Annotated in this window: 22 protein-coding genes; 5 read left to right on the top strand and 17 right to left on the bottom strand. The window is 42.3% G+C overall.

The features are described 5' to 3' along the window. Positions 1–22: 22 nt before the first annotated feature. A complete protein-coding gene (lepA, locus tag IGK85_RS08455; protein ID WP_005235823.1) occupies positions 23–1,858 on the bottom strand; it encodes a translation elongation factor 4 in 1,836 nt (611 codons plus the stop codon). A gap of 145 nt (positions 1,859–2,003) precedes the next feature. Here lepA and IGK85_RS08460 point away from each other — a divergent pair, with 145 nt between their 5' ends. The 4 genes from IGK85_RS08460 (at position 2,004) to IGK85_RS08475 (ending at position 4,884) form a co-directional block, all read left to right on the top strand. After that, positions 2,004–3,218: a GNAT family N-acetyltransferase gene (locus IGK85_RS08460; RefSeq protein ID WP_008380051.1), complete on the top strand. Its 1,215-nt coding sequence runs from the start codon at positions 2,004–2,006 to the stop codon at positions 3,216–3,218. Between the two features lie 51 nt (positions 3,219–3,269). Beyond that, a complete protein-coding gene (locus IGK85_RS08465; RefSeq protein WP_008380054.1) occupies positions 3,270–3,755 on the top strand; it encodes a nucleoside 2-deoxyribosyltransferase in 486 nt (161 codons plus the stop codon). A 1-nt stretch (position 3,756) separates the two neighbouring features. After that, the gene (locus IGK85_RS08470) at positions 3,757–4,422 is read left to right on the top strand and encodes a hypothetical protein (RefSeq protein ID WP_008380055.1); all 666 of its coding nucleotides are present in this window, start codon (positions 3,757–3,759) and stop codon (positions 4,420–4,422) included. A gap of 276 nt (positions 4,423–4,698) precedes the next feature. Then, positions 4,699–4,884: a hypothetical protein gene (locus IGK85_RS08475; protein WP_005226019.1), complete on the top strand. Its 186-nt coding sequence runs from the start codon at positions 4,699–4,701 to the stop codon at positions 4,882–4,884. A gap of 59 nt (positions 4,885–4,943) precedes the next feature. On the opposite strand, the gene lepB is transcribed toward IGK85_RS08475, so the two are convergent. The 4 genes from lepB to clpB form a co-directional block, all read right to left on the bottom strand. Further along, positions 4,944–5,513, bottom strand: a complete 570-nt coding sequence (gene lepB / locus IGK85_RS08480; protein ID WP_008380056.1) for a signal peptidase I — start codon at positions 5,511–5,513, stop codon at positions 4,944–4,946. A 167-nt stretch (positions 5,514–5,680) separates the two neighbouring features. Then, positions 5,681–6,634 carry an ABC transporter ATP-binding protein gene (locus IGK85_RS08485; protein ID WP_005235811.1) on the bottom strand — a complete coding sequence of 318 codons (954 nt, stop codon included), beginning with the start codon at positions 6,632–6,634 and terminating at the stop codon, positions 5,681–5,683. Beyond that, a complete protein-coding gene (locus tag IGK85_RS08490) occupies positions 6,631–8,172 on the bottom strand; it encodes an ABC transporter permease/substrate-binding protein (protein WP_008380057.1) in 1,542 nt (513 codons plus the stop codon). Before IGK85_RS08490 ends, IGK85_RS08485 begins: the two co-directional genes overlap by 4 nt. Before the next feature lie 165 nt (positions 8,173–8,337). Further along, positions 8,338–10,944 (bottom strand): ATP-dependent chaperone ClpB, encoded by a 2,607-nt coding sequence (gene clpB / locus IGK85_RS08495; protein WP_008380058.1) that lies wholly within the window; start codon positions 10,942–10,944, stop codon positions 8,338–8,340. A gap of 307 nt (positions 10,945–11,251) precedes the next feature. On the opposite strand from clpB, the gene IGK85_RS08500 reads away from it, so the two are divergent. Further along, positions 11,252–12,778 carry an ABC-F family ATP-binding cassette domain-containing protein gene (locus IGK85_RS08500; protein WP_008380059.1) on the top strand — a complete coding sequence of 509 codons (1,527 nt, stop codon included), beginning with the start codon at positions 11,252–11,254 and terminating at the stop codon, positions 12,776–12,778. 39 nt (positions 12,779–12,817) lie between these two features. Here the strand turns inward: IGK85_RS08500 and IGK85_RS08505 are convergent, their stop codons facing one another. The 12 genes from IGK85_RS08505 to IGK85_RS08560 form a co-directional block, all read right to left on the bottom strand. Then, positions 12,818–13,849: a lysylphosphatidylglycerol synthase transmembrane domain-containing protein gene (locus tag IGK85_RS08505; protein ID WP_005235801.1), complete on the bottom strand. Its 1,032-nt coding sequence runs from the start codon at positions 13,847–13,849 to the stop codon at positions 12,818–12,820. Positions 13,850–13,876: 27 nt separating this feature from the next. Further along, positions 13,877–14,149 carry a DUF1294 domain-containing protein gene (locus IGK85_RS08510; protein ID WP_005235800.1) on the bottom strand — a complete coding sequence of 91 codons (273 nt, stop codon included), beginning with the start codon at positions 14,147–14,149 and terminating at the stop codon, positions 13,877–13,879. Positions 14,150–14,182: 33 nt separating this feature from the next. Beyond that, entirely contained in the window at positions 14,183–15,091 is a 909-nt protein-coding gene (locus IGK85_RS08515; protein WP_008380060.1) for a diacylglycerol/lipid kinase family protein, read from the bottom strand. Between the two features lie 101 nt (positions 15,092–15,192). Then, on the bottom strand, positions 15,193–16,425 hold the full coding sequence (pepT, locus tag IGK85_RS08520) for a peptidase T (RefSeq protein WP_005235798.1): 1,233 nt from the start codon (positions 16,423–16,425) through the stop codon (positions 15,193–15,195). Positions 16,426–16,436: 11 nt separating this feature from the next. Then, positions 16,437–17,555, bottom strand: a complete 1,119-nt coding sequence (locus IGK85_RS08525; RefSeq protein ID WP_337447216.1) for a Nif3-like dinuclear metal center hexameric protein — start codon at positions 17,553–17,555, stop codon at positions 16,437–16,439. Further along, a complete protein-coding gene (locus IGK85_RS08530) occupies positions 17,552–18,247 on the bottom strand; it encodes a tRNA (adenine(22)-N(1))-methyltransferase (protein ID WP_008380063.1) in 696 nt (231 codons plus the stop codon). Before IGK85_RS08530 ends, IGK85_RS08525 begins: the two co-directional genes overlap by 4 nt. A 95-nt stretch (positions 18,248–18,342) precedes the next feature. After that, a complete protein-coding gene (locus IGK85_RS08535; RefSeq protein ID WP_008380064.1) occupies positions 18,343–18,801 on the bottom strand; it encodes a hypothetical protein in 459 nt (152 codons plus the stop codon). A 23-nt stretch (positions 18,802–18,824) separates the two neighbouring features. After that, complete coding sequence (gene dnaI, locus IGK85_RS08540; protein WP_008380067.1) at positions 18,825–19,757, bottom strand: primosomal protein DnaI; 933 nt, start codon at positions 19,755–19,757, stop codon at positions 18,825–18,827. Next, positions 19,757–21,133, bottom strand: a complete 1,377-nt coding sequence (locus IGK85_RS08545; protein ID WP_005235791.1) for a replication initiation and membrane attachment family protein — start codon at positions 21,131–21,133, stop codon at positions 19,757–19,759. Before IGK85_RS08545 ends, dnaI begins: the two co-directional genes overlap by 1 nt. Before the next feature lie 13 nt (positions 21,134–21,146). Continuing rightward, a complete protein-coding gene (gene nrdR, locus IGK85_RS08550; protein WP_005226004.1) occupies positions 21,147–21,617 on the bottom strand; it encodes a transcriptional regulator NrdR in 471 nt (156 codons plus the stop codon). Between the two features lie 203 nt (positions 21,618–21,820). After that, positions 21,821–22,462 carry a FusB/FusC family EF-G-binding protein gene (locus IGK85_RS08555; RefSeq protein WP_008380069.1) on the bottom strand — a complete coding sequence of 214 codons (642 nt, stop codon included), beginning with the start codon at positions 22,460–22,462 and terminating at the stop codon, positions 21,821–21,823. Positions 22,463–22,707: 245 nt separating this feature from the next. Continuing rightward, positions 22,708–23,037 carry a hypothetical protein gene (locus tag IGK85_RS08560; protein ID WP_008380072.1) on the bottom strand — a complete coding sequence of 110 codons (330 nt, stop codon included), beginning with the start codon at positions 23,035–23,037 and terminating at the stop codon, positions 22,708–22,710. Positions 23,038–23,078 lie beyond the last annotated feature (41 nt).

Raw genomic sequence — 23,078 nt, forward strand, 5'->3', positions numbered from 1 at the left:
CGATTTTTCAATTTAAAACAATCTATTTCTTCGGTTCATCCTCATCCATCTTAAGAACTGCCATGAAGGCTTCTTGCGGTACTTCGACAGAGCCGATTTGTTTCATCCGCTTCTTCCCTTCTTTTTGTTTCTCCAGAAGTTTGCGTTTTCGAGAAACGTCACCGCCGTAACACTTCGCCAATACGTTCTTACGCAAGGCTTTGATGTCTGAACGCGCAACGATTTTTTGTCCGATGGCTGCTTGGATTGGCACTTCGAATTGTTGTCGTGGAATCAGTTTCTTCAGTTTTTCAACGATGGCTTTACCGCGTTCATAAGCAAAGTCACGGTGAACGATAAAGCTTAACGCATCGACTTTTTCAGTATTCAGCAAGATGTCCATCTTCACTAGCTTGCTAGTTCGGTAACCAGACATTTCGTAATCGAGTGATGCGTACCCTTTGGTGCTGGATTTCAATTTATCAAAGAAATCAAAGACGATTTCCGATAGTGGGATCTCATAAACGACGTTTACTCGATAATCATCCAAGTAATCCATCGTGACAAAGTCTCCCCGTTTGCGTTGGGACAATTCCATTACAGCACCGACGTAATCGTTAGGGACCATGATTTGTGCTTTGACGTAAGGCTCTTGCACGTTGTCGATCGTGACTGGTTCAGGAAATTCTGCTGGGTTATCAACGACGACCATTGAGCCATCTGTCTTGTTGACATGATAGATTACGGATGGTGCAGTCGTAATCAGCTCAAGGTTAAATTCACGTTCTAGCCGTTCTTGCACGACATCCATGTGTAATAGGCCTAAGAAGCCGCAGCGGAACCCAAATCCTAACGCTTGAGAGGTTTCTGGCTCAAATTGCAATGCTGCATCATTCAGTTGTAATTTTTCCAATGCTTCTCGAAGGTCGTTGTAGCGTGAGGTATCGATTGGGTACAATCCGCAATAAACCATCGGATTCATTTGGCGGTAGCCTTCCAATGCTTCGGCTGCTGGATTGTTGGCTAAAGTCACCGTATCTCCGACTTGCGTATCTTTAACAGTCTTGATGGCAGCAGTGATATACCCAACATCGCCCACCATCAACGCATCTCGTTGAATGGCTTTGGGTGAAAAGACGCCGACTTCCGTGACATCAAAGGTCTTGCCATTGCTCATCATTTTGATTTTATCTCCAGGTTTGACCATCCCGTCCATAATGCGGACGTTTAAGACCACCCCACGATAGGAATCGTACACGGAGTCAAAGATCAACGCTTTTAACGGTGCTTCAATATCACCTGCTGGAGCTGGGACATACTCAACGATTTGTTCCAAAATGTCTTCGATCCCAATACCTGCTTTGGCACTCGCTAAAACAGCTTCACTGGCATCGATACCGATAACATCTTCGATCTCTGTTCGTACTCGCTCAGGATCGGCAGCTGGCAAGTCTATTTTATTAATGACTGGTAGGATCTCTAAATCATTGTCTAACGCCAAGTAGACGTTTGCCAATGTCTGTGCTTCGATCCCTTGAGCCGCATCAACGACGAGTACGGCGCCTTCACAAGCGGCCAAACTGCGGGAAACTTCATAGGTGAAATCGACGTGCCCTGGGGTGTCGATCAAATGGAAGATGTAGGTTTCTCCATCTTTGGCGGTATAGTTAAGTTCCACAGCATTTAATTTGATCGTGATTCCTCGTTCACGTTCAAGATCCATGGAGTCTAATAATTGGTTTTGCATTTCCCGAGACGTCACCGTATGGGTTTGTTCCAAAATACGGTCCGCCAGTGTTGATTTCCCATGGTCGATATGGGCGATAATGGAGAAATTACGAATCTTCTCCTGTCGTTTTTTCATTTCTTCTATGTTCATGGATACGTTCCTCATTTCTTTTAGTCAGCTTTTCTATTATACCAACGAAACGCCAATAGTTAAAGTATTTTTCTTAACCGTTATTTAGACATATTCATTCAGGTTTTGCTATACTAGAGCTAGCAAATAAATTGGAGTTGAAAGAATGGACAATAATTTTCATCAAAATCTACATATTCGAGCGGTGGATGAAAAAGACGTTGATCAGTTCAACGAACTGTTAAGCTACGTTTTTCAGATCACTGAATCGGATATTGAAGAAAGCGGCTATGAGAGCAAACGGGAAATGATTAAATCTAAGCGCCCGATCTTAGAGCTTTCCAAGGTCTTTGGCTGGTTCAATGAAGACAAGTTGATCTCGCAAATCGCCGTTTATCCTTGTGAAGTCAATATACACGGCAAATTGATCAAAATGGGCGGAGTGACCGGTGTTGGGACCTACCCTGAATATGCCGGACATGGCCTGATGAAAGACTTGATCAAGCTTGCCTTAGAAACCATGCGGGAAGATCAGCAATGGATCTCCTACCTTTATCCATACAATGTGCCTTACTATCGTCGCAAAGGCTGGGAGATCATGTCCGACAAGCTGACCTTCAAAATTCGTGATACCCAGCTTCCGAAAACCAAAGAAGTCCCTGGGATCGTAGAGCGCAAAGAAGTGGATGACCCTGATGTTTTTACTGTCTACAACCAATTCTCCCGCGACAACCATGGTGCCTTGCAGCGGACCTCTTTTCACTGGGAAGAGTATTGGCGCTATGAAAATGAAGAAGAGCGCACCGCGGCTGTCTATTACAATGCCAGTGGTCATCCGACTGGTGTACTTTTTTATTGGGTAGCCGAAGAAGTCTTCCATGTAAAGGAAATGTTCTACTTAAATCAAGAAGCCCGCAATGGTCTTTGGAATTTTATCTCTGCTCATTTCTCAATGGTCTATTGGGTCAAAGGAGACATTTATTCAAATGAACCCCTGTCCTTCTACCTGGATGATAGCCAAATCAAAGAAACCATTGAGCCTTATTACATGGCGCGGATCGTCGATGTTGAACAGTTTTTGAAAAACTTCCCATTTGAAGCCTTTCAAACACCCTTTCACTTTGTTGTTTCTGACCCAGTTGCCGATTGGAACAACGGAATCTTCGGTGTCCAATACAATCACGGGGAGATCGTGGTTTCAAGAGAAGCCATCGGAAAAGCTGTCCAATTGGATATTCAGACATTGTCGTGTCTGTTGATGAATTACCGCCGTCCAGCTTACTTAGAGCGTGTGGAACGGCTAAATACCGATTCAGAAACACTGGCATTACTAGAATCGATCATCCCTGATATGGAAGCCTATTTCAGTGATTATTTCTAAACAACGAATCAACAAAACGTACAACTATGAATGATTAAGGAGTGTTTTTGAATGAAACTATATTTTGCTGCTCCCCTGTTTGCTGCTAGTGACCTCCGCTACAACACCGAACTTGTTGCGTCGATTCGTCAGCAGTATCCGCAGCTGGAGATTTATTTACCTCAAGAAAATGCCGCGATCAATGATAAGTCCGCCTACGCGGATAGCAAAATGATTGCGTTGGCAGATACCGAAAAAGTACTGGAAAGCGATTTGATGATCGCTTTGCTGGATGGTTTGACCATCGATGCTGGGGTTGCCTCTGAGATCGGCGTCGCCTATGCAAAAGGCATTCCTGTTTTAGGGCTTTATACGGATAGTCGCCAACAAGGTGCCGATAATCAGCAAAAGCTGGCAGCATTACAAACCGTTGCGGAAAATCAGTTCCACTATGTCAATCTTTATACGGTGGGTTTGATCAAGCTAAACGGCGAGATTTACTCCTCTGAAGTAGCGCTTGTAGCTGGCTTAGCCGACTATCTTTTGGAGGGCAACTAATATGGGCCAAAATTATCAGCGACTGCAAAAGGTATTCACTATTTTTGGTATTCTCGTGTTTTGTTTTTCTTTATGGGAATTTTTTCGTGGCGTCTATCCGCAAACACAAGGACTGATTTTCTTGGGTCAAGCCTTACTTGGGATTTTATTGATCTTTGTCCCAGAAATGAGTAAAAAGTTCTTAAAAATCCAGCTACCAAATGCCACCGTTTACTTTTATTGGTTTTTCTTGCTGATCTCCGTATTCATGGGGACGATCTTACATTTGATCGAAACCATTGCTTTCTGGGATAAAATTCTACATGCGGTGAGTCCTATGGTCTTGACGGCTGTTGGCTATGGATTGATCTGTCTCTTACTAAAAGAAGTGCCCGTTTCAAAAGTTTCGCCTTGGTTATTTTTACTGATGGGCTTTGCTTTTGCTGGCTTGTGTGGTGTTTTCTGGGAGTTTTGGGAATTCATCTGCGACTCTGTTGGTGGAATGAATCTCCAACGTTATGCAACCTTAGATGGCACCCCGTTTATTGGTCGTGAAGCATTGATGGATACGATGGGCGATTTACTAACCAACACGATTGGTGCTGCTTTGATGGGCGTGATCGCGTATGTTCAAGGACGAGGCAAACCTGATTACTTTGAAAGTTATCGGATTAAAAAATTATCATAACCAACCTTTAAAAGCTTGTTGAAACCATCGTTTTTCAACAAGCTTTTTTCTTTTGTTCTTTTATTGATAAAGAAAAATTTATAAAAATACTTAAATAACACATCTTATTTTTATGGATTCGCTGTCTAACAAGGTTCGACCTTCCTTACACTTCCCTATAAAACGGTTACAACTACAAGAAAATTCCCTCGTTTAATCATTTTTATTTCCCCAAAAAACCATGGTCTGTTATAATTACATTATTCATTTGACATTGCGTCAGTAAAGGAGAGGCTTATGGTTCTAACAGTGTTTTTTATTTTATGCTGCTTGATTTTTTCATCGATCACCTATGCGTTCTCTAAAGATGCCCGAAAATTTGTCCAACCTTTATCAATCAAAATTATTTTTATCGCATCAGCTATTATTGCGGTTTGGACGATGTTCTTTTCAATGGTTGCATTTGTCGCTTGGGTCATCTAAAAAAACATTCTTGCCAGTTGCGGCGTTTTCGCTGCATAGGCAAGAATGTTTTTTTGTGATTAGAAAAGTTTGATTTGATTCAAAGGCCAAAAACGCAGCAGCACTTTCCCTTCCATTTGATCTTCTGTTACAACCCCGAAACTGCGACTGTCCCGAGAGATCAAACGATTGTCTCCCATCACAAAATAGCTGCCTTCAGGAACCGTTACCGTGAAATCATCGGTAAAGTGTTCGGCACCAGCGGCGATTTGCTGAAACATTTCGCGATAAGAATATTCGTCTTGTAATTGATCGTCCGCAAATTTCTCTTTAAAATCATCTAAATAGGGTTCTTCGTATACTTCTCCATTGATTGTTAGGACATCATCTTTCATTTCAATGGTATCACCGGGTAAACCAATCAGCCGCTTGACAGCGATTTTGCTTGGATCATCTGGTTCAACACATATCACGATGTCTTGGCGGTCATATGAAGAAATTTTTGATGCAATCAAACGCTGCTTATCGGCCAAAGTTGGATCCATAGAATGGCCACTGACTTGAACTGGCGTCAGGACAAACAAACGGATGAGAACCACGGCGACGATAAAGAAAAGCAGTAACCAATTCTCTTTTAGGATTTTTACCATAGCTGCTCTTTCGCTCCTTTACTGCATCTTTTGTCATTATCAAAGCTCGTTTCTGGCATTCTGACAAAAGATATCTTCCTCAATCTTACGTGGAATTTTTACATTGAGCAAGAGAAATCATCGATTTTTAAAAAAATATGACATTTCTAGTGGCCATATAGAACCTTTTACGTTCGATCACGACTCAAGAAAGCAAACACATCTTTTCGACTTAGACTCCCTACCAGTTTCTGCTCTTCTTCAATCACTACCGTGTCATGAGTTGCAAATAAGGTATACAACTCATTTAAAGTAGTAGATGCAGCGATTTGAGGAGCCACTGGGTTGACTTCATCGCTGAAAAAGTTCATCCGCATCAAATCCCCTGCTGTGACCAGTTTTGCTTCGTCTTCACCGGTCTCTTCAAAAAAGCTTTTCACAAAAGCAGTTTTTGGTTGCGAGACAATCACTTCCGGTGTATCACATTGGACGATCTTCCCTTGATTCATGACAGCAATGCGCGTACCTAGTTTTACCGCTTCTTTCATGTTATGCGTGACAAAAATAATCGTCGTCCCAAGCTCTTGGTGCAAATCGAGGACTAACTCCTGTAAGGAATTTCGAGAAATTGGATCAAGAGCACTAAAGGGCTCGTCCATCAGAATAATTTCTGGGTTAGCAGCTAACGCTCTTAAAATTCCTATCCGCTGCTGTTCTCCTCCTGACAACTCTTTAGGCATTCGATGGCGGTATTGCTCTGGGTCAAGTTTGACCTGTGTCAGCAAACGATCCACGGCTTCTGAGCGATCTTTTTTCGACCACCCTAACATCTCTGGGATCACTTCAATATTTTGCTTCACATCCATTGTCGGAAACAGGGCGATTTGTTGGAGAACATACCCCATTTGCCAACGCATTTTTTGGATATTGTATTCTTTGATTCGTTTTTCTTTGAAGTAAATATCGCCATCCGTTGGTTCTGACAACGCGTTGATCATCTTCAAAGTCGTCGTTTTCCCACTCCCAGAAGGACCGACCAAAACAAAGATTTCCCCTTTATTGATGCTCAGATCTAATTGATCGATCACTATTTTTTGATCAAACTTTTTACTGACGTTTTTAAATTCAATAATTGGTGTCATTCTTGTCCCTCCTTAATTAATCCTTCATCTATCAGGAAGGTACGCGCGACTTCTGCTGGATTTTTTCCTTCGACATTGACCTGATAATTCATTTCACTCATTTGTTCTTCGGTGATTTTACCTGCCAGCTTTTCCAATGCACGGACGACTTCTGGATGTTCCTTGGCAAAGGCTTCTTTCATCAAAGGCGCTCCTTGATAAGGTGGAAATAGTTCTTGATCGTCTTCTAGAATAACTAAGCCATATTGACGCAATTCACTGTCCGTGGAATAGGCATCCAGTAGATTGATGTCGCCATTATTGATGGCTTGATAACGCAATGCTGGTTCCATACTTTGGACACTTGGAAAATCTAGCCCATAGAGTTCTTGGATGCCCGCATAACCGTCCGTCCGATCAATGAATTCGAGGGTAAAGCCGGCTTTGATTTGATTTTCGATTTTCTTCAAATCAGAGATCGTGGTTAGTCCATTTTCCTCAGCAAATTCTTTTTTCACAGCCAACGCATAGGTATTTTGATACGCCATCGGGTGAAGCAAGGTCATCTCAAACTGATCCTGTAACAGATTGACTGCTTCGGTATAGGTTTCGTCTGAGTCAAGTTTTTGACTAGCGGTTTTTTCCGGTACATCCACTAAACTCTCCAACACAGTTCCAGTAAACTCTGGATAAATGTCGACTTGGTCATTGTCTAAAGCACTGAATAAGAAAGAAGTTTTCCCAAAGTTAGGTTCCAATTCAACCTGTGCATCAGGATCTTCTTGTTCAATTAATTCTTTGTACATGTTGATCAAGATATCAGGTTCAGACCCTAACTTCCCAGCTATGGTAATGGTTTTCGGCGCGAAAAATCCGCTCTGTGAAAAAGAAACGCCGCCAATCAGCAAGATGATCGCTGCCAGCGTAATCAAGGTATAGCGCGGTTTCAGGTGTTGTAGATAACGGATCAACGTACTGAAAATAATAGCCAGTAAAGCAGACCCGATCGCGCCGATCAACGTTAATTCAGGGGCATTCCGATCGATCCCCAACAAAATAAAGGAACCTAGCCCACCAGCGCCAATCAGAGCGGCTAAAGTCGCTGTTCCGATGATCAAGACCAACGCCGTGCGAATCCCCGAAATAATGACAGGCAAGGCAATCGGCAATTCGACTTTGATCAATCGGCGCATCCGAGACATACCAAATGCCGCCGCAGCTTCTTCGATTGATGGATCGATCTCCGAAAGGCCAATATAGGTATTTTGAAAGATCGGCAATAACGCATAAATAACTAGTGCGATCAACGCAGGCGGCGTTCCGATCCCCACAAATGGAATCAATAAACCTAACAGTGCCAGTGATGGAATCGTTTGTAGCACACTCGTTATTTGTAGGCCGACTTCCGCTGCCCGTTTATGATTAACCAGCCAAATGGCTAACGGGACAGCAATAACGATCGCCACCAGCAGCGCAATGATCGACAATGACAAATGCTCAAAGACAGCTGTCAGCAATTCCCCTTTTCGCTCATTCAACGTTTCAAAAAAAGTATTCATCTTTTCATTCCTCTCCTACTCCATAAGAACAGTATAATCGAAGTGCGAATTTCCTCCAAACAACAAGCAAGGGGAACTTTTTTGTCTTATTTTGAGCGACAAAAAAAACGATGGCTACCAATGAAACGGCAACCATCGTTTTGCATTTATCCATTTTTTATCTTTTTATTCCTCGGTAATTGGCGTATTTTCAAAAACCAGCTGTTCGTTCAATAATTCGATCGTGACTTGGGTCTTTGGTAAGACTCTGCCAGCAACGATTTCTTTTGCCAACGGGGTTTCGACTTCTCTCGTGATAAACCGACGGAGAGGTCGCGCACCATACGCTGGCTCATAAGCATTTTCAGCGATCCAGCGTTTGGCTTCTTCAGTGATCGTCAACAGTATATCTTGGACTTCCAGTCGTTGTGACAGCTGTGCGATGATCTTGTCGACGATGCCTGTCACATCGTTTAGACTAAGCGGTGTGAACAAAATCGTGTCATCGATCCGATTTAAGAATTCTGGTTTAAAATGCCCTCTCAAGAGATTACGGACATTTTCAGCAACGTTTTCTGGGATCGTCCCTTCTGCGGTCACGCCATCTAGCAAGACTTGAGAGCCGATATTGCTAGTCATGATCAAGACTGTATTTTTGAAATCAACGACTCGCCCTTTTGAATCTGTCAAACGGCCATCATCAAGCACTTGTAATAAGATATTGAAAACATCAGGATGGGCTTTTTCGATCTCATCCAATAAGACGATCGTGTATGGATTGCGTCGAACAGCTTCAGTCAATTGTCCACCTTCTTCAAATCCTACATAGCCTGGAGGGGCACCGACTAAGCGAGACACCGAATGTTTTTCCATGTATTCGCTCATATCGATCCGAACCATATGCTCTTCTGAATCAAAGAGGTTGACCGCCAACGCTTTCGCTAATTCGGTCTTACCGACGCCGGTCGGACCTAAGAACAAGAAGGAACCTAATGGTCGATTTGGATCTTGCAGGCCAGCTCGTGAACGAATGACGGCATCACTGACGGCATCGACGGCTTCGTCTTGTCCGATCACTCGTTGATGCAAGGTCTCATTTAATTTCAACAGTTTTTCCCGTTCGCCTTCCACTAATTTCGCAACAGGAATCCCTGTCAAACGTCCAACGACTAGGGCAATCTCATTTTCGGTCACTGATTCTTGGACCATCCGAATGCCTTCATCTTGATTTTTTTCTTCCAGTTCAGCTAGTTCTTTTTCCAGTTGTGGAATCGTCCCATGACGAAGAACAGCTGCCCGTTCCAAATCATAGTTATTTTCAGCATCTTCCAACTCATGCTTGGCTTTATCGATCTCTGCCCGTTTGTTGGAAACTGCATTGACTTCTTCTTTTTCCGTTTCCCACTGCATTTTCATGGTATTGACTTCTTCACGCAATTCCGCCAATTCTTCTTGTAAAATGCCTAAGCGTTTTTTCGATGCATCATCGGATTCCTTTTTCAATGCGGCTTCTTCGATCTCAAGTTGCATCAAACGACGGGTAACTTGGTCGAGCTCAGTAGGCATCGAATTCATTTCCACCCGAATTGTGGCACTCGCCTCATCGATCAAGTCAATGGCTTTATCTGGTAAAAAGCGGTCCGTGATATACCGATCAGATAAGGTCGCCGCAGCAACAAGCGCGTTGTCATGGATGTTGACGCCATGATGGATCTCGAACCGTTCTTTCAAGCCACGTAAAATCGAAATCGTGTCTTGAACGGTTGGTTCCTGTACCAGCACTTTTTGGAAACGACGTTCCAAAGCTTTATCCTTTTCCATGTATTGACGGTATTCATCAAGGGTGGTTGCGCCAATCGTATGCAATTCTCCCCGTGCCAGCATTGGTTTTAGTAAGTTTCCAGCATCCATGCTGCCTTCCGTCTTACCAGCACCTACAATATTGTGGATCTCATCAATAAAGAGAATGATCCGTCCATCGGCTTTTTTCACTTCTTGTAAGACAGCTTTCAAACGCTCTTCAAATTCACCTCTGAATTTAGCACCTGCGATCAAGGCACCCATATCCAGAGAAAAGATCGTTTTGTCTTTTAGGTTTTCTGGGACGTCTTTTCGCACGATCCGTTGTGCCAATCCTTCAACGATGGCTGTTTTACCAACCCCTGGTTCACCAATCAAAACGGGATTGTTTTTTGTCTTCCGAGAAAGGATGCGAATCACATCGCGAATTTCTTCGTCTCGTCCGATAATTGGGTCCATTTTTCCGCTGCGGACTTGTTGCACCAGGTCAACGCCGTATTTTTCTAATGCTTTGTATTGTTCTTCTTGATTTTGTGAGGTCACACGATCCCCTCCTCTTAATGTTTCGATCGTTTGCTTGATTTCTTTCGCAGTGATTCCTTGTTTCTTTAAATACACCGTCAATGGATGATTTTTCAATTTCATCAACGCATAAAGGACGATTTCTGTGGAAAGATACTCGTCTTGAAATTCATTTTTTAATTGATCTGCCTCAGACAAAAGATGAAACAGATTTTGACTCATAGATTGACCATAACGAACATTTCCTCCTTCAACCGAAGGCAGTTCATCTAATAGTCGGTCGACTTCTTTTTCAAAAGCATCGACATCGAGACCTGTGTCCGTGTAAAAATTGCGGCCGAATTGATTGGCTTGCAATAAAATCTTCCATAAATGCGGAATATCAATTTCTTGATGGTGACGGGTCATGGCAATCTGCTGGGCTTCAGCGATAGCACTTTGTAATGTAGTCGTCATTTTTTCTGGGTTCATACTTTTCCCTCCCAAAATGGTAGTCAGAAAAAAGTACGCTGCAAGCAGTATCCTTTTTTCTACTCTTCTATTATACAACGTTGGTCAGTAATGGTCAAAAGTTTTCCCTCGAACATCAAGATTTTTTTCAGTATTCTTTCATGAAAATTGACAGATGGGAAGCAGCAATGGTATGCTAGGTCCTGATTGGTCAGGAACAATCGATTTTCCTGATCGTTTTGATCGCTCTTTGGCGATTTTTATTCAGTAAGATTATCTACTTAGCTGTAACGTCTACTGTTTACAGCTTTTTTATATGGAGGAAATGATGTTAACATTAACGAATATTAGCCAACAATTTGGCGACAAATTGCTTTACGAAGACGTTTCCGTTCAAATCAACCGTGGTGAAAAAGTCGGTTTGATTGGACGGAACGGCGCTGGCAAAAGTACTTTAATCAAAATCATTACAGGAGAAATTCTCCCCGATGATGGCTTCGTCCAATTTCCGAAAAATTTGAAAATGGGCTATTTGGATCAATACGTCAATGTTGATGAAACGCAATCGATCCGTGATTTTTTGCGCTCTGCCTTTGCAGAAGACTTCGAAAAAGAACAACAGATTGCCGATCTTTATACTGCATATGGCGAAAGCCTCGACGATAAGCTTTTAGAAAAAGCGGGCGAATTGCAAAATCAATTGGATCAAGGAAATTTCTACCAAATGGATACATTGATCGATGATTTAGCAGAAGGATTAGGTATTTCGGTTCTCGGAATGGATACCCCCCTCGCTTCCTTAAGTGGTGGTCAACGCTCAAAACTAATCTTAGCAAAAATGCTGCTAGAAAAACCCGACATGCTGATTTTAGATGAACCGACCAACCACTTAGATGATGAGCATATCAAATGGCTGGTTGAGTTTTTACAGGACTTTACCGGTACCTATTTAGTCGTTTCTCATGATCGTCAATTCCTTAACGAAATCACGACCCATATCATTGATATCGAATTTGGCAAGCTTTCTAAGTATACGGGGAATTTAGACAAAGCATTAAAACTAAAAACGCTGCAAAATGAAAGCTATATGAAGCAATACGAAGCACAACAAGAGCATATCAAGAAAACCGAAAGCTATATTCGTAAATACAAAGCTGGTTCTCGTTCAACGATGGCAAAGAGTCGTGAAAAGCAGTTGGCAAAAATTGATCGTTTGACCCCACCGCAAGATGTCCCTAAACCCCATTTAGGATTTGATTTGGCACCAATCGTTACCACCTTGGCCTTGGAAACCACCAATCTAGTCATTGGATACGACCAAAAGCCCTTACTCTCCCCGATCAACCTAACGATCCGCTATGGCGAAAAAATTGCTATACGGGGATTTAATGGGATCGGTAAATCAACATTGATCAAAACAATTCTTGGTGTGATCCCAGCAATTGAAGGGGCCGTTTCTTACCCACAGCATACAAAATTCAATTACTTTTCTCAAGACCTTGACTGGGAATATCCATTGCAGACCCCTCTTCAATACCTTGAGGATCTTTTTCCGAAGGCCACCAACAAAGAATTGCGACGGCAACTTTCTCGGGCAGGTTTACCTAGCCAATTAGCCCAAGAAGAATTGAAGCTATTAAGTGGTGGTGAACAGACAAAAGTCAAACTAGCCGAAATGATGTTGATCAAAAGTAACTTCTTGATTCTTGATGAACCGACCAACCATATCGATCAAGATACGAAAAACAATTTGGAAGAAACCCTAGCGGCCTTTCCTGGAACAGTTTTGATCGTTTCCCATGAAGGCGAGTTTTATGAATCCTTTGTTGATCGGATCATTGATTTGAAAGACTAAAAAATCACGCTTATCCTCTATTCGAAGATAAGCGTGTTTTTAACTTTCCACTTTTTCTTTTCTTAATTCAGTCAACTCTTGGCTAATATCTTTGCGTTTTTCTTTCATTACATAAGCAAAACCAATTATGAAGGGCCAAATGAATGTTGCTAAACGGTACAGTAGCATGGAAGACGCAGCATCGACCGTGCCAACTAATGGACCAAAAAGCAGCATATAAATAAATTCAAATGATCCGATCCCTGCCGGTGTTGGAATCACCCCGGACAAGACGACGGCAAAACTGATGAAGGATAACGTCAACAAGAAATCGATCTCTGGATGCTGCACAACAAGAATCACATAAGGAATCACATACCAAGGCAGCATCTTCAAAAGATTCCACAAATAGATGCGCAAGAAAGCGGTGCGGTCGGTAATGATCGCATTGACTGTTTCTCGTAAAGAATAAATTTGGGTGTTGCATTTGTCAACGATTCCTCTTAATGTCGCACTTTTGAACAGCTTATTGCTGACGATTACGAAAAAGACTTGAATGTTGATGCTGACCGAAAGTGCTAACAAAGCGGCAATGATCAAAAAAACGAGTACGATCCCCACCAAAATTACCCAAATCATATTCGGTGCATTGTCATAGAATAGCGAGAATTGAATAATCAACCCAGCGATTGCATATGTCAATATGGCAAACTTATACATCACCATGTGTAAGGTGGTGACACCAACCCCTTGTGACAATTGCAAACCATTTTTACGATAAAAATTCACCTCTGAGATCAAGGTGCCCGCCCCAAACGTCACGATCCGGTAAAAACCACTGTAACAAACCGTTAAAAAGCCTGCCTTAGTAGTAAATTCCGGTTGAAACGTCACAGCGATCTCTTTCACTGTCCGTCCTTCGATCACCAGGTACAATGTGCCAAGTCCCATAACTAATAAGACGACGAGAAAGCTGGTCTCTCTTAGCCCCGCCAAAATATCCATCATCGAGTTACGGACAAAAAAATACATCACACCCAGAATCCCTACTAGTAAAAGTAAATTAAGGGCGAACTTCACTTTAATTTTCATATTAACTCCTTGCTTGTTATACCGAATTTATGCAAAAAAGACCATCAGCAGGATAGCAAAAACGGTGCCAAAAGCAAAAAAGAGGTGAAACTTCTTCTTTCTTGTTTTGTGGCGAAATACGCGTTGCGCAATTAAACCGCCTAATCCTCCGCCAATCGCCCCCATAAAAAGGAGATTTGCTTCGGGAACCCGCCAACCTTGTTTCACTGCCTGATATTTATCATACCCCATCAGACAGAAAAGATAAAGATTGACTGCAATTAAATAAAACCACAATGGATTGTAAATCAGTGCATTCATCCATTTCCTCCATATGATTGATCGTAGGGATCATTATTTTGATTCTTGTGCTTCTTCAGGTACCAGCATCGTCAAACCATGTTTGATAACTTTCATCTCAATCGGTAGATCATCCGTTGGGTCGCCATCGGTTCGAGTATGAACCGTTTTTTCTTTGGCCTTTATTGAGACCTTTGCGGCAGTGAAATATTCAACACTTGGCACTTTGGCAATTCTACCACGAATAATTCTTGGTAAATACAAAATAAATCGTAAAATATTCAGTTTTGGCAAAAGAATGATATGAAACAATCCGTCATCAGGCTTTGCTTCTTCATCGAAGTTCTTAAACCCACCTGCTGAATTCGACATGACGATCGTCAGTAATTGAGTTTTCCCCTGCCATTTCCGTTCGTCAGCAATGACTTCTAATTTGTATTGTTTCTTTTTGATCAACAGATGAATGAACCGTTTCATAAACGCTAACGGCCCATATTGCTGTTTTTCTTCTTGGGAAGTGGCTGCGGCGGTATCTGCCAGAAGACCAATGGTCATGGTCGAGATCATGACTTGATCATTGACCGTCCCGTAGTCGATCGATCGCTCAACCCCCGTTAAGATCGTCTCGAAGGCCTCTTCGGGCTTCACCGGTATCCCCAACATTCTGGCAAAATTATTTACGGTTCCACCAGGAATGATGCCGACCTTCAACTCATCTAACTTTTCTTTAAAGGTTTGCAATCCATGATGGATCGTCCCATCTCCACCAATGATCACAATCGTATCGACTGCGTGTTTTTCGGCAGCCTCTCGAACGTCTTTGGGATCCACGTCTGGATTTGAGGCCTGCAAGAACGCTTGATGCTCTTCGCCTTGTTCTTTCACATAGGCTTGGAATTTTTCTGCTGTTTCTTTTGCTTCACTTTTCCCCGCTGTATCATTGTATAAAACGAGAATTTTCATCCTATTCACATCCTAAAAAGGCCGGGTCTTACGCAAGACCTGCGTGAAGAGTTCCCAGCCCAAGAGTTTTTCATTTATTCCAACAAATCAAAAATCAACGTTTATGCTTGAGCATTCAGTTCGGCGATTTTCACAATCACATCGGTCGCTTTCATCATTGATTGTAGTGAGACGAACTCATAACGTCCGTGCATATTTTCTCCACCAGCAAAGATATTCGGTGTTGGAATCCCTAAATAGGAGATTTTCGAGCCATCGGTTCCACCACGAACAGGTTCTGTGATCGGAGTGATTCCCACTGCTTCCATCGCATCTTTTGCTAGATCAATGATACTCATATCTTTTTCGATGATTTCTTTCATGTTGTAGTATTGATCATATAGATGAACGTGTACTCTCGGTTCATCAAAGCGGGCATTCAAGCTTTCTTGAACCGCTAGTAATTGTGCTTTTCTTTCTTCAAAACGGGTCCGGTCATGGTCTCGAATAATGTATGCCATTTTCGCTTCTTCTACTGAGCCGCTGAGACTCATCAAATGGAAGAATCCTTCTGTCCCTTCGGTTTTCTCAGGAACTTCATCAGCCGGTAGCGCATTTTGAAAATCGACTGCTAGTTGCAAAGCGTTGATCATGGTGTCTTTAGCAGTTCCTGGGTGGACATTTTTTCCTTGGATCGTAATTTCAGCTTGCGCCGCATTAAAGGTCTCGTATTGCAATTCTCCTACTGGACCGCCATCCATTGTATACGCAAAATCAACATTGAAATCTTCAACATCGAATTTATCTGCACCAACCCCAATTTCTTCATCAGGGCCAAATGCGACTTTGATTTCCCCATGTTTGATCGTTGGGTTTTTAAGTAAAATTTCCATGGCTGTCATGATTTCTGCAATACCTGACTTATCATCAGAACCTAATAAAGTAGTACCATCAGTAGTGATCAAGGTTTCCCCAGCATAATTTTTTAAATTCGGAAAATCTTTTGTGTTTAATGTGTATTTTCCTTCTTTATCTAATTTAATGGTTGATTCGCCATCGTAATTTTCGATGATCTGCGGATCAACATTCTCTGCATTAAAATCGGCGGTATCCATATGGGCGATAAAACCGATGGAGCGTACGTCATGATCCACGTTACTTGGTAATGTTGCGATCACAAAACCATTTGATTCATTGTAATGAACATCGCTTAATCCTAATTCTTCAAGTTCTTTTTGCAGTTCTTTGGCAAACGCGACCTGTGTTTGGGTAGAAGGTGTTGTCGTGCTTGTCGCATCAGAGCGAGTTTCTATTTTTACATAATTCAAAAAGCGAGGCAATAAATTTTCGTACATAAAAGATTCTCCTATCTATAGTCAAATGGATTTGTTGAAGTGGTGGAAGGAACAAAGGTCACAGCCCAGTTCTCTTCTGCTTTCCACTGGTTGAATTTCTCAATAAACCGAGGAATACATTCCTTTTCGATGTTGTGCCCTGGATCGATCCCAATCAACCCATTGGCTTGCATGTCATGGGCGAAATGGTAACTGATATCGCCAGTGATGTACACATCCGCTTGATGGCGTAAGGCATCCGAATAAAACGATTGGCCACTGCCGCCGCAAATGGCGATTCGCTGAATTTTTTCAGGTGCACCAGGAAAGCTGACGAGGCGTAAAGCAGTCAAACCAAAGCGCTCTTTGACACGTTCGACAAACTGATCAAGGGAAAGAGGCTCAGCGAGGTCGCCAACCCGTCCGATTCCATAGGTTTTCGGCAAATTGTCTAAGGCATACAGATCATAAGCTGGCTCTTCGTAAGGATGAGCAGCGATCATTGCCGAAAGCACTTTATTCTCGATCGTTTCTGGAAAAATGACTTCGATCTTCGCTTCTTGCACCTGTTCTTCTTTTCCGATCTCACCAATGGCAGGATGTGCCGCTTGCTGTGGCGTATAGCGACCGGTACCAATCAAGGAATAGCTGGTATTTTGGTAATTACCTTGCTGACCAGCACCTGCTTTACCTAATGCCTTTCGTAACGCTGGTGCCGATTCAACAGGGGTAAAAACAGCTAGCTTCTTCATTTTTACTTGATGGGTTTGCTTCAAATACGTGTCGGGTTCAACTTCTAATAGTTCACAAAACCAATCGTTCAAACCATCTTCAATAATATCCATATTGGTGTGGGCGGCGTAAACGGCAATATCATGCTTGACGAGATCCATTAGCATCTTTTGTTGTGGATCATCTGTCAGCAAGCGGTTCAAAGGCCGAAAGATCGGTGGGTGTTTGGCAATGATCAAGTCGATCTTTTTCTCGATGGCTTCTGCAACCACTTCTGGACGTACATCAAGAGTCATCATGACTCGCTCGAGCGGTTTGTTTAATGTGCCAACATGTAGACCAACAGGATCGCCTTCTTCTGCCAACCACAAAGGGCAGTATGCTTCAAAGCGTTTGATAAATTCTTGACCAGAAATCATGCCAACACCTCCTTGATCCATTCGATCTGATCCTTTAATTCATTGATTTTTTCAGCAGGTGGTTCTTTGGCTTTCTCTAACTCTTTAATGACGCGTTGTCGTTGCTTTAATTCATGTTGCCATTTTTTAAGGAAAACTGGATTTTTTTCTTTTAATAAAAAAGGACCAAAAAATAATTGCTGGGACGTATACGTCGTTTTTCCAGTTTCCGCAACGATAATTTCATAGTTTTTGTCGTTTTCTTCTAAAAGTACTTCATGAATGATTATAAAGTTGTTGCTAACGAGCCATTCTCGCAAAGTCCGTTCCCCAACATTCGGTTGTAAGACCAAGCGTTTGACTCCCGCTAAGCGATTTTTCCGGCTACCTTCTTCTAAAATCGAACGTATCAGTGTGCCGCCCATTCCAGCAATGACAACGGTGTCGATGTTGTCTTCAGGTTGAATCGCGTCCAGTCCATCTGCCAAGCGAACCACGATTTTATCAGCTAACCCGTTCTTACGCACTTGTTTGCTGGCAGAATCATAAGGTCCTTGAACAACTTCTCCAGCTACAGCATAAGAGATTTTGTTCTGCAGCATCAATGCAACAGGCAAGTAAGCATGGTCGGAACCGATGTCGGCGAAACGTGCTTGGTCGGGAATTTGTTCGCCCACGCAAGCCAAACGATCCGATAATGCATGTTCGTTCATATTGTCACTCCTTCTTTTGTAGTATAACACGCTTTCCATAAATAGAAAAAAATGTGCGTCTTGACTGTGGTGCCATTGCCAAGGCGCACATTGCATTAATCGTTCACTAATTCAACCTTTTGAATCGAGTTACCGGGAATTTGCGGTGGGATCGACATCGTCATGATCGGTATGCCTTGCAACGTCACCTGGACGGTAGCACCTTCCGTCAATTCCTCCAGATCTCCTGAATAAGCCTCGACTGGGACATGTAGGATGACCCCATCATTTTGAAAACTTTGGACGACTTGATCGTCATCTTCCACTGCCGCCACCTCTTTCAAAAAGAGTGAAAAGGTATCATCCGATCCTGCTATCGCATCTTCTTGGATAACACCAGTAAAAATTGCGGCTGTTTCCGTTTCTGATGTACTATTTGATACGGAACTGGTCTGCTCGCTAGTTTCAGAAGTTCCAGTCTCCCCATTTGCAGCGCTGTTTCCCTGATTGCCGCAAGCTGTTAAAAGCAGCATTGCTGCAAAGGATAATCCTATTATTACCTGTTTTGTCATCATCTTCTTCCTCCAGTAATAGTCAGTTATTGGCCATCATTTCGTCGGTTTTTACCAGTCATTTGAATTTCTTGTGTCAAATAACGGATACGTTCCATAATGCGCTTGGCTTTTAATGGTTCGGATTCACCTCGTTGCGTCACCGAAAGATGCTGTTCCAACTCATGCATAGTAAAATTCGAAGTAAAGAAGGTCGGCAGTTGTTCTTGCATGCGGTATTGCAATATGACACCGAAGACTTCGTCGCGAATCCAGCTGCTCATCGCATCAGCACCGATATCGTCCATCATTAAGATTGGGGCTTTTTTCACTGCGTTCAGCTTATCCCCCACCTGATCTTTGCCGATTGCTTGCTTCATCTCTACTGCAAATGTCGGGAAGTGAACCAATGTCGTCGTGTAGCCTGCCTCCGCTAAATCTCTGGCGATCGCGCCAAGCAGATAGGTTTTTCCGATCCCAAAACTTCCCACAAAGTAAAGGCCTTTATGAAACTCCTGTGGATTGGCTGTCAACTCACTAATAAAATCAACGGCAGCTGCGATGGCCTCCATTCGGCCAGGCGTTTGCTGATAATCTGCAAAACTTGCTTCTTGTATATCTTTAGGCATATCCATCGCTTTGATGCGACTGCGAATTTCTTCTTGTTTTTGATATGCCAGTAGTTCTTTCGTTGGTACATAGGTGACGTCAATAAAATGAAAATTTAATGCTAAGCGCGGCTCATAGCCCGGTGCGATCATGGATGGATCATTGATGCGGAATTTCCGCTTTTCTTGGACGAACTCATACAGTTTCGCATAGCTTTTTTGAATATCTGCTTCGGTCAATACCTCTTCATTTTCGGCAATAAACGCTTTGACATCAGGATCTTGTAAAACCTCTGCCATCATTGCTGAAAACTGATCACGGTAATTGCGTTTATCCAATAGTTTTCCTAAGTTTTTCCCTACATCTTCCATTACTTGTCACCAGCTTTCTTATGCAAGTAGTTTTGCAGTTTTTTATCTAATTCTGCTTGTCGCTCTGGTGTTAAGGCTGTCTCTTCCACTGGTTTTTCAGCCCAAGAAGGCAGCTTTTCTTCGCGAATGATTTTTTTGCCGCTAGTTTGTGGTCGGCTGCGTTTTTCCTTGGCACTTCGAACAAGGCTCCGAACATGTTTGATGGCATCTTCTGCCGTGCCGATTTTTAATTCTGACCATTGGGCGGCGATATTGTTCACATAATTCCCTGACAAAGCGGCATTGTTTTGGACCACCAAGACATAATGAACCAGAACATTGATCACACTATTAGGCAATGGTGACCGTTCGACAAGGCTCTTGATCAGCCATTGTTCTGAATCCGTCATGAAACTGTTTTTCTCCGCTTTGATCGCCTTTAGAAAAGCGATCGGTGCATTGTTCTCACTTTCTTGAATCAATAATACATCATTTTCTGAAAAACCATTCTGTTTTAAGGTATTGAAGCGGCGCAACTGACTTTCCGCTTGGGGATCTTCTCTTTTTGATGTTTTCGTGAATGTTTGTCGTGATTTCTTCATGATGGCTTGTTCCAGCTTTTTCTGGTCGACCTCGCCTGTTGTCAAAGAAACATTGTCCGCCATCAAATCCAACAATTCCAACACATCATAGCCATATAAAGAATGGTATAGAACTAACTTTTGTCGAAAACTTGGCGTGAAATTAGCGGCACGGATATACCGACGCTGCGCTTCATATAAAAGAAAGTCCCAATCCAACTGCTTTTCGTCAAGCACCAAGTTCGCATTGGTTTCTTGAAAAGAATCACTTACTGCCTGTAACGTTTCTTCATGGGAAGCAAAACGTGCGGTATTTAACCCATAGGCGGCTGAGAAGGATTGAGTCACTTCCTGATAATCGGTCAAGGAACACTGCTTTGGCTGATACAGCTTGACCAGCTGATTAAATTTACGCTCTCCGACTCTTTCCAACAACAGATAGGCATACAATTCATCTTGAAAAAACGCTGCTGGATGGACCGGTTCTTGCAACCAATACAGATAGGAGGATCCGTTTTGCAAATCTGCTTTTTCATATGATTTCAGCAAGCCGATACCTTCTAGGTTTTGCTTGGCTTTTATGAAGCGAGGCATTCCGACATTCATGGCATTCAAGATATCTAGATGCACGGTCGTCATCGACTCCTCGCCAGAAATGCTTTGGGCTTGGACATCGCTTGCTAGTGTCAAATACAACGCTAAAGCATCACTTTCAATAATTGGTTGATACAAATAAATGAGGGCGTCTTTCCCTTCCGTTGTAAGTGGACGGCTTTTGAACACTTTGTACGATTGATTCGGTAAACTATTGCCCACTTGTTGTCCCCCTCTATTCTTGTGGTTCTTTCGCTTTTTCGACGATGTCTTGTAGTTCTTTTAAGAAAACTGACATGTCTTTAAACTGGCGGTATACACTGGCAAAACGGATATAAGCGATCTCGTCTAAATCAACTAGATCTTCCATCACATACTCACCAATTTGTGTCGTAGATATTTCATTTTCACCAAGAGCACGGACACGACTTTCCACATGATCGACGATTGTTTCCATCTGATCCATTGTCACTGGTCGTTTTTCAGCAGAACGAATCAAGCCCCGTAAAATTTTTTCTCGGTTGAATTCTTCACGGGCACCATTTTTCTTGATCACAAGCAAGGGTGCCTCTTCAATACGTTCAAATGTTGTAAAGCGATAGCCGCAATTTTCGCACTCACGACGACGGCGAATCACACGTCCATCATCGGCTTGTCGACTATCAACTACCCTCGAATTGTTATGATGACATTTTGGACATTGCATAGTTCCACCTCATTTTCTCTCTTATGCGCTTACGTTTTCACGTAAAGTCATCGGTTTCTATGATTAATTATAACATGAAATCCATTGGTACAATAGCCAAAGTGGTTTATTCTGTTCATTTAATACAAAATTTAAATAATGTTATAACTGTTGTTTTTTTCAATTAAAAAAAACGACAGAAATCTTTCTGCCGTTTCAATTCGTTATTTATCTTTCATTTGCAGCAAAGAAACAAAATCATGCAAATTTGCTGGCTGTTCCAACTGCTGATTACACCGTTGGCTATCACGGCAAATATAATTTCCGCGTTTCGTATACGTCCCATCGCCGTTGCTCTTAGTCAAAGAAAGAAACATTGACACATTTCCTTCATGCTGGCACAAGGGACAGATCCCTTTTTTGACCTCGGTTGACACATGACCGTGAAGTCCTGTAAATCCCTGCTCAGTGGCTATGATCATAAACTTGCTTTGACTACCAATATCATCCCAAGCAAGATAAGTGGTCTCTTTTAAATCAACGGAAGCAAAATCAGGTATTTTCAGTTTTTTTACTTTCCGAAACATTTTTTCAATTTGTTTTGTTGTCGGCACCTGAAAGGGTCGGACGTACTCTTTGAGTTCTGTTAACAGCTCATTGCTGCGACTGATCGTCATCCCGTGTTGAAAGAAAGCAGCTAAAATTTCACGTGGTGCTGTTTCTTCTTCAGGAAAAAAATGTTCTATGGCGTCTTTGGTCATCGTTTCAACCGTTTTGATCGTTCGAGGATCATTCACTGATTGATAGGTTCGAACTAATTGGTATACTTGATGTTTAATTGAATGAAATTGGTAAGGTTCGATCATAAAAAGCCTTCTTTCTAATTTTCCGTTTCCTATTGCGGCTGTTCTACTTTCTTGACAGTCGTACACAATGCATAAATAAGCATTTGATGACCACCTCCCAATTTCTTTGCTTCTCTCTATGCGATCTTAATGGATTATAATGAGATGTTGAGCAATTGTCAACTGAGCAGTAGTCTCTTGACTCTTCATCCACTCTGGTTAACAAAAAAATGCCTCGTCTAGAAGACGAAGGCATCCGTGTTCAGTTATAATTTATCTTCAATTCCAGTATAATGCTTCAGCTGGTCTGCATCTCGACGATCGGCAGAAGAAATTTTATTGGCATCAGGATTTTCAGCTCGCAACAATTCTTCACTGCTGACATTTTCTGGGGTAGTTCGATCATTGCGGGCATCGCGCTCGTCATTTTGATCTTCTAATTCATTGACTCTTTTTTGATCGTGCTCTTTCTTGATCTGACCTTCGTGTGCTTGTTCTTTCCCAGAATGGGCAAGTTCTTCATTATTGGTCCACTCACCGATTTTTTCTTTAGCCTTGCCAACGATCACATCTTTTTCGTCTTTAAAAGTACCCATAGTTATCATCCCTCCTGTATAGTTTCATCATAACAAGCATT

This window comes from Enterococcus sp. AZ015, assembly GCF_050499225.1.
Lineage (GTDB): Bacteria > Bacillota > Bacilli > Lactobacillales > Enterococcaceae > Enterococcus_D > Enterococcus_D entomosocium.